Here is a 16334-nt window from a genome sequence, read left to right on the forward strand (position 1 = left end):
TGGGGCTGTCTCAGGCTTCTGGCAGTGCAGAACCGTCTGCTGGGCCAGACGGTACCTTCAGCGAAAAGCCGGGATGTGCTTCCAAAGCGAGCGGCGCACCAGGACGCAACCCTCGTGTTGCCTCTGTGATAACCACTTCACCAACCTTCAAATCGCCATCCACCAGGATGCTATCAGAATTGCGTTCGATGATGCGTACACTCACGCGCTCAGCCTTTTGCGCACGCGCAACCCACACATAAGCGCCCTGTTGATCCCACTTCAATGCAAGCGGCGGAATAGCTGTCCAGCTTTCTCCTTCAAGCAACACACGCACGGAAAACGCCATGCCCGACTTCAGCAAGCCTTCCGGGTTGCTGACTTGTGCACGCAGGCGCAGGGTTCGCGATGTCGCGTCCACTCTGTTGTCCAACGCAGTGATGGTGCCCTTGAACTGGCGGCCCGGGACCGCATCCGTTGCCAACTCGACCGCGCCGCCGCGAGACACCTCGTTGGCAAACCGTTCGGGCACGACAAACTCAACCAAAATCTTGTTGCGATCATCCAGACCTGTCAGGCGGGTAGAAGCATCAACAAGATCCCCCACTTCTACGGCCACAATGCCCACCGTGCCAGAAAACGGTGCCACAATCTTGCGTTTTTGTAGGTCCAATTGCGCCTTTTCCAGCGCCAGCTGCGCCTTGTCGCGCGCGGTGCGCGCGTCACGTAACTGCACTTCGGAAATGGTTTGAGATTTGATCAGGCGCTCATAGCGATCAACTTGATCAATCGCATCTCGCAGTTCTAGTTCGGCCTGCTTGACCGCCAACTCTTCATTGGCTTTATCCAGCGTGATGACGGTTTGACCGGCCTCGACATAATCACCCGCCTGATAGGCGATGGTGGTCACACGGCCCGTCGTTTCGGGGTAGAGGTTGGTTGTTCGAACAGAGCGTCCGGTGCCAATGGCCCGAACGAACGTGTCGGTTTCCTCAAGTGTCACATTGCGGGCATGCACCGCAATCTTGCGTGGTGCGCCTCCTTGTGGCCCGGCAGCATGTGCCTCGGCTGCATTGGCCTGCAGCATGAACGTGCCCAACTCGTAAAAACCGGGCAAGGTTTTATTGGCTATCAACGGTTGTACCACGAAGTGGTAGCCAGCAATCAGCACCGCGGCCATGAAGCCCGCTGTGCCAACCTTTTTCAGAGCCCCCATGGGAAGACACTCCAATCTCGTTTTGTCGTTTGGAACTACGACAGGCACCTGCCTGCCACAGCGTTCGGCCCGTAACGCGTCAGGTTGGGTTATCTTTCATTATTCCCCACTGCCTTATTCCCCGAATCCGGCCTGGACGCTAGTGGCACATGTGCCGAATTGGTAACAAACCTATCGAAATTTCGCCGATTGATACATATTGATACACTTTTCAAGGCTCGTCGGACCACATGCCATAATAGCAAGGGCGCCCGCGTTACAACTCGGGCGCCCTTCCCTACATCAAATCCAGGTGTGACTAGACCGTCGTTGCTGGCGCACTGCGCACAATCACAGGGCTGCCGTCCGGCACGCGGTTGTAAAGGTCAATAATATCCTGGTTGAACAAGCGGATACAGCCACTGGATACATTGCGGCCGATAGACCAGTCCTCATTCGTTCCATGGATGCGATAGAGCGTATCAACTCCGTTGTCGAACAGGTACAATGCCCGCGCGCCCAACGGGTTTCCAAGCCCTGGCTCCATGCCGTATCTATACTTTTCGAGTTCCGGCCGGCGCTTGATCATATCAGCCGGCGGTGTCCAACGGGGCCATTGACGCTTGTACTGGACACGAGCATTGCCCGCCCATCCAAAGCCGGCGCGACCCACCCCAACGCCGTAGCGCATGGCATTGCCGTCACCGCGCACAAGGTAGAGAAAGCGCTCTGCCGGATCGACGACGATGGTGCCCGCAGGTTCAGGGCCGGTGTAAGGCACAACCTGCCGCAAAAAGCGATCATCGGAAACCTTGTTCAGGTCGACTGCCGGGATCGGGAACTTTTCTTCAGGCATTGGACCGTACATGGCCAGATAATAAGGATCCTTGCGCAGATCGGCTTGTACGCGCGGCGCTCTGGACGACGTGGTTTGACACCCCGCCAACAACAAGGCTGATGAGCCCACCAGAAAACCGCGACGGGTCAAACGCGCTGATGCAAAATCCCTGATAGTCTTTGTGTGTTCGGGTGCCGTCACCACACTTTCCTTTTCAATTCTCGCTGGGCCTGTCGGGCAAATCATGCGTATTGCCCGTAACGATCCTTTGCAGATCACCCAAAAATATTTCGTCAAATTTGACCCATTTATACTTAATGAAGCTTAAAAGCTCCGTTGCATAACGGGACCCAAATCTTCTAGGGGCGCTTAGACCATCCGATTATGTCGAAATATGGCAAATTCGGTCTATCCACACGGCTTACGGCATCAATGTAACTGTTTTAAACAAACAAGCCGCTCACGAAATTGTGTAGCGGCTTGATCCGCAACTCAAAGCGATAGTTGAAACATCAAGCTGGTTTGTGATGATCATGCCAATGGCGGGCAATATCTGCCCTGCGGGCCACCCAAACCCCTGGTTTGTCGCTAACGTAGTCCAAAAAGCGGTTCAACGACGCCATTCGACCCGGCCGCCCCACCAGACGGCAATGAAGGCCGACCGACATCATCTTCGGCGCACCACCCTGCCCCTCTTCATACAATGTATCAAATGTGTCCTTGAGATAAGCGAAGAACTGCTCACCCGCGTTGAACCCCTGCGCCGTTGCAAAGCGCATGTCGTTGGCGTCCAGCGTATACGGCACCACCAGATGCGGACCATTTGCACTCTCCACCCAATAGGGCAGATCATCTGCATAGCTGTCGGCGTCATACAAAAAGCCACCGGTTTCCGTTACCAATTCGCGGGTGCGTTCGGAGCATCGTCCAGTATACCATCCCAGCGGGCGCTCACCTGTAACTTCCTCATGGATCCGAATGGCCTCTTCCATGTGGAACCGTTCTTCCTGTTTGGAAAAATCTCGATAGTCGATCCACTTCAGCCCATGAGATGCGATTTCCCAGTCGGCCTCCTTCATGGCTGCCACAGCATCCGGATTGCGCTGCAACGCCGTTGCCACACCAAACACGGTAACCGGCAGGGCACGCTGGGTGAAACTTCGCCACAACCGCCAAAAACCAGCCCGGCTGCCGTACTCATAAATGCTTTCCATGTTGGGATGGCGCTGGTTGACCCATGGCTCTGCCCCCATGATTTCCGAGAGGAACGCTTCAGAAGCAGCATCTCCATGCAAGATGCAGTTTTCGCCACCCTCTTCGTAATTGATGACAAACTGGACCGCTATCCGTGCGCCGTTCGGCCATGCTGGGTCCGGTGTGGAACGACCATATCCAATCAGGTCTCTGGGGTAATCGTGCTGCATTGGTCCTCTCAGTCCACTCAACTTTCAAAATTGCCTTCACAACGGGTTAACCGTAGATCCTCAATGAACGCCCACCGCATCCCATGTGCCCCTCAAATGACCGGGACTGTCTTGTGACTGCCATATTAACCGCTTAGCTTTCGATAAAGTTACGTAAGGTTCACTTATACAGGTTCAAAGGTTTGGACGATGGCTCAGGCACTACAACAGTCAGCTTCCCAAGGTTCCGGCAGTTCCTCGAGAACCATTGCACCTGAACACCGCTGGGCCGGCTCTCCCAAAATGGAGATGCCCACGTCGCGGTTCGCAGCCCTGATGGCGCATGAAGCCGAAATCGAGCGCCGGATTGCCGCCATGAAACAGCTCGTCTGTCGTCACCACCCCTGCTCCAGTTCTGAAGCTCTGCGCCTGCTGAACGCTCATTTTCCCGGCTCCAGCTTGCAAGAACGTATTCGCGCAATCCATCCCGAAACTGACTAAGTGCTGCCCTGTGGCCGAGTGATCTGCCGGGCTGCCGAAAATCGTATAGCGCGCAATGCCAATACGGCACTCAACGTTTGACTTATATCGCGTCGATACGTATAACGACCTGCATCAGAGCGATATATAAAATATTTCCGGCATAACCGGGATCCGGCACACAGTGAAAGTTCGGCATCATGACCACGCGGAAATTCTGTCTTTCGGTGCTCGTCAAGGGCGAGACAACCGGCTATGAATTGCGCAAGCTGTCGCGTGATGGGCTACATCGTTACTTCACTGACGCCAGTTATGGATCCATCTATCCATGCTTGAACAAGCTGGAACGTGAGGGTCTGGTCACCTGCCGCGAAGAAACGACCCCCGGCAAGCCTGTCCGCAAGGTCTACACCATTACGGACAAAGGCCGCGCTGCTTTCGTTGAAGAGTTGCAGGAACCGCCGTTTGACGACACCTATCGCTCTCCTTTTCTAATGCTGGCACTACATGCCGCGCACCTCCCGCCCGAATTCCTGAGTGAACGTATTGACGCGCGCGAAGACGAGTTGCGCCAACGCATTCAAGCACTCTCAGAAGAACTCTCCATTTGCAGCAATCCTGCTTCTTGTTGGACCTTGCGGTCAGGCATTGAGACCATGGCAGCTGCCCTGAAATTTATTGAAAACAACCGATCTGAACTTGAAGCCCTGTCACATGCCTCCTCCCAGGCACGGGTACAGGCCGCCGAATAGACGCTGGAAGAGACCCTCATGGCCATCCGATTTTCCTACATTCTTGCTGCTGCCATTGCTGGAGGGGTTGCCCTCTGGATGAGTTCCGGGACCATTGTGGTCGGAGGCCAGGGAGCAAATGAAAACTCCGTTCCTCCTCCGGCGGTTCGTGTCGAGGCTGAAAATGAGGAAGCCTTTCCAGTCCGCGTAGAGCGTTTCAAGGCACAACTGCGCCGCTCCTATTTGGACCTGCGAGGCCGCACCGAGGCAGACACCAAAGTCGAGGTTCGGGCTGAAACAACCGGACAGGTGGAAAAGCGCCTGGTGCAAGAAGGACAACGTGTCAAATCTGGCGATCTCCTGTGTGTCCTCGACCGCGGCGCGCGTGAGGCACGGGTGTTGCAGGCCAACGCCCAACTGGCTCAAGCCCAACTGGACTTTGAAGCTGCCAACGAGTTGTCTGGCAAGGGATTCACGGCAAACAACCGGGTTGCTGCGCTGAAAGCTGCCCGTGATGCGGCTCAGGCAGAGCTGCGTGAAGCCGAGATCGAGCTGTCCCGCACCGAGATCCGGTCCCCTATTCGCGGCATTGTCGAAAGCCCTATGGTCGAGATGGGAACGATCCTGTCTGTGGGACAGATTTGCGCCACGGTTATTGATCCAGACCCCATGCTGGCCATTGGTGCTGTCTCAGAAACCAATATTTCCCGTGTCTATCTGGGACAACCAGCCCGTATTGAACTGGTTACCGGCGACGTGGTTGAAGGCAAGGTTCGTTATATTGCCCCGTCAGCCGATCCCGATACCCGCACTTTCCGTGTGGAGGTGGAGATCCCCAATCCCGACGGAACCGTACTGGATGGCATCACGGCCTTGACGCAACTGAAACTGCCCGAGCAAAAGGCGCACTACATGAGCCCGGCTTACCTTACGCTGAACGACAACGGGGTTATTGGCCTGCGCGGAGTGGATGAATCCAACACCGTGGTCTTTTATCCCGTTGAAGTGATTGGCGGAGATACAGAGGGTGTATGGATCAGCGGTTTGCCTGAGGAAGCAACGATCATTGTCGTTGGTCAGGATTATGTCAGCGCCGGTAAAACCGTGAAGCCCGTCTTTGAGACGGCGGAGGTAAACTGATGACCTCGCTGCTTGAAACCATCCTGAACCGACCCCGAACGGTATTGACGATGATGGTTGTGGCCATCATCGCCGGGATCACGGCCTATGTAAACGTGCCGAAGGAAGCTGCGCCGGACATTGACGTACCGTTCTTTTACGTCTCCATCAGCCAGCAGGGCATTTCGCCGGAGGACGCCAACCGGCTGATCGTCAAGCCGATGGAGACCGAACTGCGTGGTCTGGAAGGGTTGAAAGAGCTTACAACCATCGCCGGTGAAGGCCATGTGGGCATTCTCCTTGAATTCGATATCAGCTTTGACAAGGACAAGGCCCTCGCCGACATTCGCGACAAGGTTGATCAGGCCAAGGCCAACATTCCGGACGATGCGGATGAACCCAGCATTTTCCCGCAGAACATGGCTTTGCAGCCTGTATTGTTCATTTCCGTCTCCGGAGATGTCCCTGAACGGGCACTGTTCAAGACCGCCCGGCATCTGCAGGATGTGATTGAAGCCCTTCCTACGGTCAAGGAAGCGGACATGACCGGACACCGGGAAGAACTCCTGGAAGTGGTCATCAATACGCTTAAGATGGAATCCTACGAGATATCGCAGAGCGAACTGGTTCAGGCGTTGACGCAGAACAATCAGCTCATTCCTGCGGGGTTCATTGACGGCGGATCCGGGCGTTTCAACATCAAGGTACCCGGCTTGGTGGAAACGGCAGAAGACGTGTTCTCGCTGCCAATCAAGCAGTCCGGCGAGAGCGTTGTGACCCTTGGCGACATCGCCACGATCAAGCGCACGTTCAAGGACGCCTCCGAGTTCACGCTTGTCAATGGCGAGCCAGCCATCACTCTGGAAGTGGTGAAGCGCATTGGCCAAAACATCATCGAAAACAACGCGGCCGTGCGTGCAGCCGTCGAACAGGCCACGGCGGAGTTGCCGGAGTCGATCAAGATCAACATGATGCTGGATGTCTCCGAGAACATTCACAGCGTTCTTGGGTCTTTGCAGTCCTCCATCATGACGGCTGTCATGCTGGTGATGATCATCGTCGTGGCGGCATTGGGATTGAAGTCGGCCCTGTTGGTTGGGTTGGCAATCCCGACCTCGTTCATGTCCGGCTTCCTGATCCTCTACACCCTCGGCATGACCGTAAACAACATGGTGATGTTTGGCCTCGTGCTCACGGTCGGGATGCTGGTGGATGGCGCCATTGTCATGGTGGAGTATGCAGATCGCAAGGCCGCAGAGGGCATGCCGCCCAAACAGGCCTATATCCGCGCCTCCAAACTGATGTTCTGGCCCATCGTCTCTTCAACGGCGACGACGCTTGCTGCTTTTCTGCCCATGTTGCTTTGGCCGGGTGTTTCCGGCGAGTTCATGAGCTACCTGCCCATCATGGTCATTATCGTGCTGTCGGCATCTCTGGTTACGGCCATGATATTCCTTCCGGTAACCGGCGGCGTGGTGGCACAGATATCGGCATTTCTCGGCCGCCATGCAGAATGGGTCATGACCCCGATCGTTGCGGGCGTCGCGGGGCTTGTTGTTGCTTCCCTACCCGTGCTGCAGGCGTCCTCACCACTGTTTGCTATAGCCTGTGGACTTGGCGTAGCGCTTGCCGTGTTCATACCCGTGCTGCGGATCATGCGGCGACTGGCCAACATGTCCCGGCGCAGGGCGGAGGCACGTCGACTGGAAGAACTTGAGGCTGCGCGGGCGTTTTCCGGTGAAGGCAGCTTTGATCCGTCGCGTGTGCGTGGCATTACGGGCGTCTATGTGCGCACTCTGAAAAAGCTGGCGGGCAATATGGTTGGCTCTGTCCTGACCATTGTTGCCATGTTCGGGATTTGCTTTCTCATCCTGTCTCAGTTCATGACGAACAACAACGGCGTACAGTTCTTTGTTGACGAAGAAGCGGAACTGGCCAGCGTGTTCATTTCCGGTCGCGGTAACATGTCTGCCCGAGAGTCCCTCGAATTGGTCGAGGAGGTCAACGACATCGTCCTGCGCATTCCCGGCATTGAAAATGTCATCGCGCGCGCGTTCCCAAGTGGCGGGAGCGGCAGTGTGGGCGGCAGCGACATACCGGTCGATCTGATCGGGCGTCTGGATCTGGAGTTGACCGATTTCTGCTGCCGGCGCAAGGCGATCGACATCTTCGAAGACATTCGTACCCAGACAAGCTCGCTCGCGGGCATTCGCGTTGAAACCCGAAAGAAGGAGGATGGCCCCCCCACCGGCAAGGACATCCGCCTTCAGGTCACCTCCAACGACTACGACGATGTTGTAGCGTCTGTGGCTCGCGTTCGCGCTCACATGGACAACATGGAAGGCTTGCTGGACCAGGAGGATGGGCGCCCACTACCCGGAATTGAATGGTCTCTGGATATCGACCGCGAGAAGGCCGCGCGGTATCGCGCTGATATTTCCTCGGTCGGCGCCATGGTTCAGTTGGTCACCAACGGCGTGATGATCGGGCAGTACCGCCCCGCCGACTCTGAAGATGAAGTGGACATTCGCGTTCGATTGCCCGAGGACGAACGGACACTGGACCGTTTTGATGGCCTGCGGCTGCAAACCGATTTGGGAATGGTGCCCCTAGCCAATTTCGTGGAGCGTTCACCTCAGCAGAAGGTCTCGAGCATCACTCGGCGTGACGGCCTTTATGCCATGGACGTCAAGGCCAACGTGGATCTCGCCGAGGGCTACAACGTGGCGGCCAAGGTAGATGAGCTGCAATCCTGGCTTGATGAACAGAAGTGGCCATCAGGTGTGGCCCTGAAGTTCCGGGGCGCGGACGAAGAGCAGAAAGAGTCTTCGGCGTTTTTGATGAAGGCCATGGTGGGCTCCTTGTTCCTGATGTTCCTGATCCTCGTAACCCAGTACAACAGCTTTTATCAGAGCATCCTCACGCTCTCGACCGTTGTGCTGTCCATCTTCGGGGTGTTGCTGGGGATGCTGATCACCGGGCAAAAATTCTCGATCATCATGACCGGCACGGGCGTGGTCGCCCTCGCAGGTATCGTGGTAAACAATGCCATTGTGTTGATCGATACATACAACCGTCTGCGCGGGGATGGAGAACCACCCATTGATGCCATGCTGCAAACGGCAGCACAGCGGCTGCGTCCGGTGCTGTTGACCACCATCACGACCATTGCCGGGCTCATACCCATGGCAACTCAGGTGAACTTCGACTTCGTCAATCAGGTCATCTCTTACGGGGGGCCGATTGCCGTGTGGTGGATTCAGCTTTCAACGGCAATCATCTTCGGGCTTGGCTTCTCAACGTTGCTAACGCTGGTTCTGATCCCGGTCATGCTGGCGCTGCCAACCGTATGGGGGGCATTTTTCGCCAAGCTCATCAACCGGTTCTCTGGCGGTGGCTCCGATGATGCTGGCACATCTGACGTGGATGAGCAAAGCATGAAGCCGCGCCACGAGCGTCAAAAGCCCGGCGAAAAGGAAGCCGTGCCGGTGGCCGCCGAATAACTGGCCGCCTTCGCAGCCAGAGCAAGACGCGAATAGCCCGGCGCACTTGAGCCGGGCTTTTTCGTGTGGTTGGAGGCCAGCGCACTGACGGCCTTCTCGAACTCGATCATCAAAATATGGCCGCGACCCATTCGATCACGACCATATTCTTTAAAGGTCTTTCCAAGTACGCGCGCATGAAGATGCGAAATGACCCAGTCATCGTACTTGAGACGCTTTAGTCATCTCAGTGTATGAAAATACTCATTACTTTGTGCTTTCGTCGTTTGACACGACGCGATCCAAGATCCAATCGAGCCCGCGCAAGAAATCGTCGATGATCAGTGGGTTGTCGTTGTTCGCTGTCGCAGAAAGAACAAACCCATGCGTGTAATCGATAAGCAAGTGCAGCAACACATCGCCTTTATCCCCATCGTTGAGGATCTTGGTGTTTTGGCTGAGTGATTCCGTTATCCGGTACAGGCTTGGCCCCATTATTGACGTGTCATTCAAGACGGCTCGCAAGAGGTGTGCGTTTCGCAAGGCACAGGTGCAATAACGGACTAATATCAACCGCGCTCGTTCAGTTGCAGTCCGGCCGCCAATCTCTCCAAGCGCGTCTCTGAACGCGGCTTCAACAAGATCAGCCAAGAGTTCCGACTTACTACCCGAATGGTATGTGACGGCCATTGGTGTCACGCCGAGCTGGTCTGCAAGGGCTCGAAACGAAAGTGCATTCACCCCGTGTTGCTGCACAATGGGCAAGGCGGCGGCAATGATGCTTTGCTTTGTTAGCTTGGAATCGGATTTACGCGGACGTCCTGCGCCTTGCTCCTTCGTCATGGGGCTTTGACCTTGTAGACAAGGTCGACTAACCCCGAGGGAAATTTCTCTATCGAAACCATCTCAAGGTCCGTATCGCCTCTCGATTCATCGAAAATGCGAATGCCCTCACCTATCAGGACCGGAACAATCGAGATCTTCATATCAGCAATCAGCTTTGCTTTCATGAAGGATTTGATGACCGCGCCGCCGTCAACGTAGACACGCTGGATGCCGCGCTCATCGAAGGCCTTCATCAGTGCCTTAGGCTTGAGCGCAGTGATCTCCACTTTGTCACGCAGGTTTTCAGGGATGTCCTCAGATGTCATCGATCGGCTGAGGACGACGACCGGTTTTCTATAGGGCCATTCGCCGAAACCAAGCACCGTTCGGAAGGAGCCAGAGCCCATAACGATGACATCTACGCTTTGCTGAAAGGCCTCAAATCCATGATCTTCACCCGTCGTCGACTGTTTCTCCAACCAATCGAGGGTGTGGTCCGGTCTCGCAACAAATCCGTCGAGGCTCATTGCCATCATGATGTGTCCTGTGGGCATGCTTTTCTCCAATCCTTTATATTATACACTGTATAATACAAAGGATTGGAAGTCGGCAACTGCAATGGCTCAGATACCCCTAGCGGCACCCAAAAAATTTCTCTCGGGATTTTCGCGCTTGGACACCAGTAGAAAATCAAGGTGTTCTCTTTCAAAAACAAAGCCCTGCCGCGGCTTGCGTGACAGGGCTTTTCGTTATCGTGTCTACCGCATGGAATGCATCACGCACTCGCACCGGGCTTTTTCATGCCTTCATCGAAGATCAGGATTTGGGCTCCGTTCAGACTTCCTGATCGGCTTCAGATTCTTGTTCATCCGCTTTCAAGTGCTTGCGATAGGAGCGATAGGCGAATGGAATGGACATCAGATAACTGACCGTGAAAAAGGTCATGGTCTCGAATGGGAAACTAACAAGCAACGCAACCAGCGCCACGAACACCACAAATAGCGGCAGGACCCATTCTCGGCTGATCCGGTTCCCGACCTGCTTGCCGGAAAAGGTCGGGATCTGACTGACCATCAAACATCCGACAAGCAACGTGTAAAGGCCAATGGGCATTGCCAACTCTTCCCAATGCGGCACCCCAAGTCGCTCGACATAAAGCGGCAGCAACACCGTCAAAGCGCCGGCAGGCGCAGGAACGCCAGTGAAGAACTTGCTTGCCCATTTGGGTTTGTCTTCATCCAGTGCCACATTGAAGCGCGCCAACCTCAGTGCACCGCAGATCGCAAAGATCATGGCGGCTATCCACCCCAGAGAAGACGCCTCTTCCAGCATCCAGGCATACAGGATGATCGCCGGCGCCACACCGAAATTGACAAAATCCGCCAATGAATCCAGTTCGGCTCCGAACCGGGACGTGCCCTTCAACAACCGAGCCACGCGCCCATCCAGACCATCCAACACGGCAGCCAGAATGATCAGCCCCATTGCGAATTCCCAGCGGGCTTCGAAGGCCATGCGAATGGCTGTCAACCCGGCGCACAAGGCAAGCAACGTCACCACGTTGGGCAGGATCACCCGTACCGGGACCTTCTTGAACCGTTGGGATCTGGGTTTCTTGTTCTTGACTGATCCGCCCGGATCATAAGGGGTAAATGGAGCCGTCACCCTGTCGTACCTCTTAGGAGTATCTTGTCACCAGATCGTTGTCTCCGGTGCTCTTGAGATCCGCAATTACGCTTTCGCCAGCAATCATGGTCTGGCCCAGTGCAACCTGAGGCTTGGTCCCTTCCGGCATGTACACGTCCAGCCGGGATCCAAACCGGATCAGCCCAAACCGATCACCTGCGGAGATGGTCTCGCCTTCCTTGACAAAGCACACGATGCGGCGGGCCACAAGTCCAGCAATCTGCACCACGCCAATGCGGGTCTCGTCGTTTTCAATAATCAGGCCATTGCGCTCATTGTCTTCACTGGCCTTGTCCAACTCGGCGTTCAAGAACTTACCTGCCTTGTAAGCCACACGCGTGACACGCCCTGTCATCGGCGCGCGGTTCACGTGGCAGTTGAACACGTTCATGAAGATGCAAACGCGCATGAGAGGCTTGTCGCCCATGTCCAGCTCACGCGGTGGCACAGCCGGGCCGATAAGGCATACAGTGCCGTCTGCGGGAGACACGATCAACCCATCACGAACCGGCGTGACACGCGGCGGATCACGGAAGAAATATACGACCCACGCCGTCAGGATAAGCCCAATCCAGAACAGCACCGACCAGAACCATCCAAGGATGATTGTCGCAACTGCTGCAATGGCGATAAATGGATACCCTTCCCGATGGATAGGCACGAAAGTCTTCGAAATCGTGTCTGAAAGCGACATAGCTCACCCCTTGCTCATGGTCCGTCCGTGGCCCCTGCTTCGCGTGCGGGCCCGACAGGCCACAGCACATGGCTTATCGGGTCATAGAGTGTCTTGCTTCACCCTTCAACTGGAAGTGACCCGATTGCCATATCTTCTGCGCTTTTTCCCTTGGGAATGAACCCCTCATTTTCCTGACGCATAGCCTCAAGGCGGGCTTCTGCTTCATCCACCTCGCGTTGCCGTGCCCACATGGAGGCGTAAAGACCGTCATTGGCCAGAAGTTCTGCATGGGTTCCCTGCTCAACGGCAACGCCATCCTTGAGGACCAGAATCCGGTCGGCATTGACCACGGTCGACAATCGGTGCGCAATGACCAGTGTTGTACGGTTCTTGGATACCATGTCCAACGCAGACTGGATCTCCTGCTCGGTGTGGGTATCCAGAGCGGATGTCGCTTCGTCAAGCACCAGAATGGGCGGTGCTTTCAAAATGGTACGGGCGATCGCAACGCGCTGTTTTTCGCCCCCGGACAATTTGAGGCCCCGTTCGCCGACCTGACTGTCATAGCCATCGGGCAGCGAACGAATGAAGCCATCAATCTGTGCCAGCCGTGCCGCTTCGCTCACTTCCTCGTCCGTTGCATCCGGCCGACCATAGCGAATATTGTAGGCGATAGTGTCGTTGAACAACACGGTGTCCTGCGGAACCATGCCGATCTTGTGACGCAAGGAGCTCTGTGTCACGTCCTGAACATTGACACCGTCGATTGTAATTTCGCCGCTGGTAACGTCATAAAACCGGTAGAGAAGCCGCGAGATCGTGCTCTTGCCGGCGCCAGACGGCCCCACGATGGCCACTGTCTTGCCTGCAGGAACTTCGAAACTCACTCCTTTCAAGACGCTGCGGGCCTGATCGTAGTGAAAATGCACATCATCAAACCGTATCTTGCCCTCGGAAATCTCGATGGGATGCGCGCCGGGCTTGTCCTGGATTTCCGGTTCGACGTTCAATACCCCGAACATGGCTTCCAGATCGGCAATTCCCTGGCGAATTTCGCGGTAGATAAAGCCGATGAAGTTCAAAGGTACAGCCAACTGCATCAGTAGCGCGTTGATCATCACGAAGTCGCCAAGCGTTTGGGTACCAGCTTGAATGGCGCGCGCGGACATGACCATGCACACGGCCATTCCGGTCCCCAGAATGAGGGCCTGACCAAAGCTCAGCCATGCCAGCGATGTCCACGTTTTTACCGCGGCATCCTCATAGCCGCGCATGGCGGTATCAAAGCGGCTACGCTCCATGTTCTCGTTGCCAAAATACTTGACCGTCTCGAAATTGAGCAGGCTGTCTACGGATTTCGTATTGGCGTCCGTATCCGCGGCGTTCATGTCCCGGCGAATCTGAATGCGCTTGTTGGATGCCTTCACCGTGTAAATGACATAGGCCACAACGGTCAGAGCGACAGCGACCACATACCAGAAACCGAACTGGAACCAGATAACGGCTGCCATGAAGGCAAATTCCACCACCGTCGGCACGCCGCTCAAAATCGTAAAACGAACAATGCCTTCAATGCCTTTCACACCGCGGTCAATGATGCGGGTCAGCCCGCCGGTCCGCCGACTGAGGTGGTACCGGAGAGACAATGCGTGCAGATGCTGGAACGTCAGATTGGCCAGCTCACGCACAGCATGAAGGCCCACGCTGGAAAAGATTGCATCGCGGTATTGGTTGAATCCGATGGCTAGAACACGGGCAGCCTGATACGCGATAACCAACATCACGGGGGCAACCAGCGCCTGCGGCAACCACTCCGGCAAGGCCTCCGGTTCGTTCAAGGCATCTGTCGCCCAGCCAAAGAAATAGGGAGACAGGACGGTCACGACCTTGGCAATGATCAATGCGATCATGGCCAGTACTACCTTGGATTTCAGATCGGGCCGGTCGGAGGGCCACATGTGCGGCCACAATGACTTGAGCGTCTTAAAAAGCCCGCTGTCGTCCGCATCAAGTTCGGTCTTGGTCTGCTGTTTATTCCGGGTCGCGGCTGTCATGCGCTTGCCTTTTCTTCTTTCAAAACCACCGGAGATCATGGCAAATCGGGGTGATCACCCGGCGTACCGCGCGGCGCGGCCCTTATAGCGCACGAAACCGGCCTTCATCCAGCAGGATGTTAACCGGCCCTGCGCTGTTCAACTCGAATGCCGTTCTCAAAGCAAGAGTGCCACCAGGTCCCTTGTTATGCGGCGATCCAGCCGCAAGCACTGGAAAATGGGCGAAGCGACCATCTGGAGTTTGGCTCGTGCGCGCGAAAATTTAACAATATTGGTGTTTTTATATTGGGGCTCGCCTAGCGCGTTTCCAGTGCGAAGGCAAGGCCCCATGCAAAAAGCGCCGCACCCAGGGCGCAGCGCTTTCACTTAAGGTATGATGGATCAATTGGTCTGTGTTTTCCAATTGACATCGCTTTCCGGCAACACGAACACCTGCCCCGGATAAATCAGGTCCGGATCACGAATTTGCCGGTCGTTGGCTTGATAGATTGTCGTGTAGCGCATGCCTTCCCCATACAAGCGGCGGGAGATGGTCCAGAGATTGTCCCCTTTTCGAATGATCACATTGGGCAGTTGGCCTACACCAGCCTCGATGGTTGCGCCAGCGCCGCCGGAGGCAGTGCCCGTGGCCACAGCCTGCAGAGGCCGCAGGATCACCTGATCATCCGCCTTGGCGAACGTTACCTGAGCCCGCGCAACGACCTTGCCATCGCTGCCCTTCACTTCATCAGCGCGCACGTTCACGTCACCGACTGCGATTTGCTGATTGCCCTGAACGAGCCAACGGCCGTTCTTGTCGGTCTGGGTTTCCCCAACCAGCTCATCTCCTACATACACGCGTACCTTGCTGCCCGGTTCGCCTTCACCGGCCACATACACCTTGCCTTCCTGAGATTCCACAGCCTGAACGCGCAAGCTTGATTGCGGCAGAGTTTGCTGCGTTGCGGACGCGTCTCCAGCTTGGTTGGTGGCTTGGGAAGATGAGACAGCGCCCACCACAATATTGCTCTCTTCGGTCTTTTGAACCGATGCGGTTTTGGTTTCTGACGGTTGCGCCTCAGGCACCTGAAGCACGGTTGACGGTCCCTTCGGATCGTTCAGCACCACCAAAACCTCTTCGCTGGCATCCTTGGGGATGGATACGGCGATGCGCTGGTCAGAAACAGTCTTTTCCGATTTGCCGTCCGCGGCTTCCCGCGTGGCCTCAAGGCTTACATCGTGATCGCCGGGCTTGAGTGGCTTTTCCAAGACAATGGCAAACTCGCCATTCTTGTTGGCAACGCCCTTGCCGAGCACTTCACCATTGGAGATGACAGCAACGATTGCTCCTGCTTCCGAACGGCCCGCCACCACGGCATCGCCGGAAGGCTCAACACGCATGACGTCGAAGGACGGCTTGATGGTTGGCGTCACTTCCACACTTGAGGCCACACCATCCTCATCCGGAGACGAGTGAGGATCAATGGAAGCGACCTGCATATCCTGTTCATCAGCGGCCGCCTTGTCTTCCGCATCAGAGGCCGCGCTCCGTCCCGACTGGGCGCCGGATCCCTTGACCTTCGTGACCAGCGGTGCATCCTTGGCAGTTTGCTCTTGCGGGGATGAGCCAGTGTTCAACACATAGACGCCCACACCAATGGCAACTACAGCCACAAGCGTTGCTGTCCCCAAAAGCCAGTTCATCCCATTGTTCGACATTGTTCCCTGTCCGCTCCTGTCGTCGCGCTGCGGTTTCCGCGCGCGCTCATGCACCTTCTTTTGGCACCTTTTAGTCGATCTCTCAATATCTTACACAAGTTCACGTGGTTTCGCACTAGTGTGCGACAGATTTGTCTTTCCGCCGCCGCCCAACCTGATAGATTTGGG

14 protein-coding genes are annotated in these 16334 nt (G+C 55.8%); 4 read left to right on the top strand and 10 right to left on the bottom strand.

Annotated features, from left to right (window positions below):
• Positions 1-10: 10 nt before the first annotated feature.
• The 3 genes from G512_RS21650 to puuE all read right to left on the bottom strand — a co-directional run bounded on the left by G512_RS21650 (position 11) and on the right by puuE (position 3436).
• Positions 11-1195, bottom strand: a complete 1185-nt coding sequence (locus G512_RS21650) for an efflux RND transporter periplasmic adaptor subunit (protein ID WP_051269568.1) — start codon at positions 1193-1195, stop codon at positions 11-13.
• 298 nt (positions 1196-1493) lie between these two features.
• On the bottom strand, positions 1494-2162 hold the full coding sequence (locus G512_RS0117490) for a L,D-transpeptidase (protein WP_028482830.1): 669 nt from the start codon (positions 2160-2162) through the stop codon (positions 1494-1496).
• A gap of 362 nt (positions 2163-2524) precedes the next feature.
• Positions 2525-3436, bottom strand: a complete 912-nt coding sequence (gene puuE, locus G512_RS0117495) for an allantoinase PuuE (protein ID WP_028482831.1) — start codon at positions 3434-3436, stop codon at positions 2525-2527.
• A gap of 189 nt (positions 3437-3625) precedes the next feature.
• Between puuE and G512_RS0117500 the strand changes: the two genes are divergently transcribed.
• The 4 genes from G512_RS0117500 to G512_RS23005 all read left to right on the top strand — a co-directional run bounded on the left by G512_RS0117500 (position 3626) and on the right by G512_RS23005 (position 9248).
• Positions 3626-3916, top strand: a complete 291-nt coding sequence (locus G512_RS0117500; RefSeq protein WP_028482832.1) for a hypothetical protein — start codon at positions 3626-3628, stop codon at positions 3914-3916.
• A 179-nt stretch (positions 3917-4095) separates the two neighbouring features.
• Complete coding sequence (locus tag G512_RS0117505) at positions 4096-4647, top strand: PadR family transcriptional regulator (RefSeq protein ID WP_028482833.1); 552 nt, start codon at positions 4096-4098, stop codon at positions 4645-4647.
• A gap of 18 nt (positions 4648-4665) precedes the next feature.
• Positions 4666-5766, top strand: coding sequence for an efflux RND transporter periplasmic adaptor subunit (locus tag G512_RS0117510; RefSeq protein WP_028482834.1), 1101 nt, complete (start codon positions 4666-4668; stop codon positions 5764-5766).
• Entirely contained in the window at positions 5766-9248 is a 3483-nt protein-coding gene (locus G512_RS23005) for an efflux RND transporter permease subunit (protein WP_051269570.1), read from the top strand. The genes G512_RS0117510 and G512_RS23005 overlap by 1 nt, the downstream gene beginning before the upstream one ends.
• On the opposite strand, the gene G512_RS22670 is transcribed toward G512_RS23005, so the two are convergent.
• From G512_RS22670 to G512_RS21665, 7 genes are all read right to left on the bottom strand, one after another.
• Positions 9203-9379 (bottom strand): hypothetical protein, encoded by a 177-nt coding sequence (locus tag G512_RS22670; RefSeq protein WP_155943667.1) that lies wholly within the window; start codon positions 9377-9379, stop codon positions 9203-9205. The two genes, G512_RS23005 and G512_RS22670, sit on opposite strands and share 46 nt — an antisense overlap.
• A gap of 115 nt (positions 9380-9494) precedes the next feature.
• Positions 9495-10070 carry a TetR/AcrR family transcriptional regulator gene (locus tag G512_RS0117525; RefSeq protein WP_028482835.1) on the bottom strand — a complete coding sequence of 192 codons (576 nt, stop codon included), beginning with the start codon at positions 10068-10070 and terminating at the stop codon, positions 9495-9497.
• Positions 10067-10606, bottom strand: coding sequence for a dihydrofolate reductase family protein (locus G512_RS0117530; protein WP_028482836.1), 540 nt, complete (start codon positions 10604-10606; stop codon positions 10067-10069). The genes G512_RS0117525 and G512_RS0117530 overlap by 4 nt, the downstream gene beginning before the upstream one ends.
• Before the next feature lie 280 nt (positions 10607-10886).
• Positions 10887-11717 (bottom strand): CDP-diacylglycerol--serine O-phosphatidyltransferase, encoded by an 831-nt coding sequence (gene pssA / locus G512_RS21660; RefSeq protein ID WP_073833314.1) that lies wholly within the window; start codon positions 11715-11717, stop codon positions 10887-10889.
• Between the two features lie 13 nt (positions 11718-11730).
• Positions 11731-12432, bottom strand: coding sequence for a phosphatidylserine decarboxylase (locus G512_RS0117540; RefSeq protein ID WP_028482837.1), 702 nt, complete (start codon positions 12430-12432; stop codon positions 11731-11733).
• Positions 12433-12530: 98 nt separating this feature from the next.
• Positions 12531-14468, bottom strand: a complete 1938-nt coding sequence (locus G512_RS0117545; protein WP_028482838.1) for an ABCB family ABC transporter ATP-binding protein/permease — start codon at positions 14466-14468, stop codon at positions 12531-12533.
• A gap of 381 nt (positions 14469-14849) precedes the next feature.
• Positions 14850-16166: an Ig-like domain-containing protein gene (locus G512_RS21665; protein ID WP_051269571.1), complete on the bottom strand. Its 1317-nt coding sequence runs from the start codon at positions 16164-16166 to the stop codon at positions 14850-14852.
• Positions 16167-16334: the final 168 nt, after the last annotated feature.

Origin of the sequence: Pseudovibrio exalbescens DSM 16456, assembly GCF_000422785.1 — a bacterium.
In the GTDB taxonomy this organism is placed as follows: Bacteria; Pseudomonadota; Alphaproteobacteria; order Rhizobiales; family Stappiaceae; genus Pseudovibrio; species Pseudovibrio exalbescens.

Coding starts and splice junctions, on each gene's coding strand:
- G512_RS0117540 (WP_028482837.1), bottom strand. CDS start 12,432: ATGTCGCTTTCAGACACGATTTCGAAGACTTTCGTGCCTATCCATCGG.
- G512_RS21665 (WP_051269571.1), bottom strand. CDS start 16,166: ATGTCGAACAATGGGATGAACTGGCTTTTGGGGACAGCAACGCTTGTG.
- puuE (WP_028482831.1), bottom strand. CDS start 3,436: ATGCAGCACGATTACCCCAGAGACCTGATTGGATATGGTCGTTCCACA.
- G512_RS0117505 (WP_028482833.1), top strand. CDS start 4,096: ATGACCACGCGGAAATTCTGTCTTTCGGTGCTCGTCAAGGGCGAGACA.
- G512_RS0117500 (WP_028482832.1), top strand. CDS start 3,626: ATGGCTCAGGCACTACAACAGTCAGCTTCCCAAGGTTCCGGCAGTTCC.
- G512_RS21650 (WP_051269568.1), bottom strand. CDS start 1,195: ATGGGGGCTCTGAAAAAGGTTGGCACAGCGGGCTTCATGGCCGCGGTG.
- G512_RS0117510 (WP_028482834.1), top strand. CDS start 4,666: ATGGCCATCCGATTTTCCTACATTCTTGCTGCTGCCATTGCTGGAGGG.
- G512_RS0117525 (WP_028482835.1), bottom strand. CDS start 10,070: ATGACGAAGGAGCAAGGCGCAGGACGTCCGCGTAAATCCGATTCCAAG.
- G512_RS0117545 (WP_028482838.1), bottom strand. CDS start 14,468: ATGACAGCCGCGACCCGGAATAAACAGCAGACCAAGACCGAACTTGAT.
- G512_RS23005 (WP_051269570.1), top strand. CDS start 5,766: ATGACCTCGCTGCTTGAAACCATCCTGAACCGACCCCGAACGGTATTG.
- G512_RS22670 (WP_155943667.1), bottom strand. CDS start 9,379: ATGGGTCGCGGCCATATTTTGATGATCGAGTTCGAGAAGGCCGTCAGT.
- G512_RS0117530 (WP_028482836.1), bottom strand. CDS start 10,606: ATGCCCACAGGACACATCATGATGGCAATGAGCCTCGACGGATTTGTT.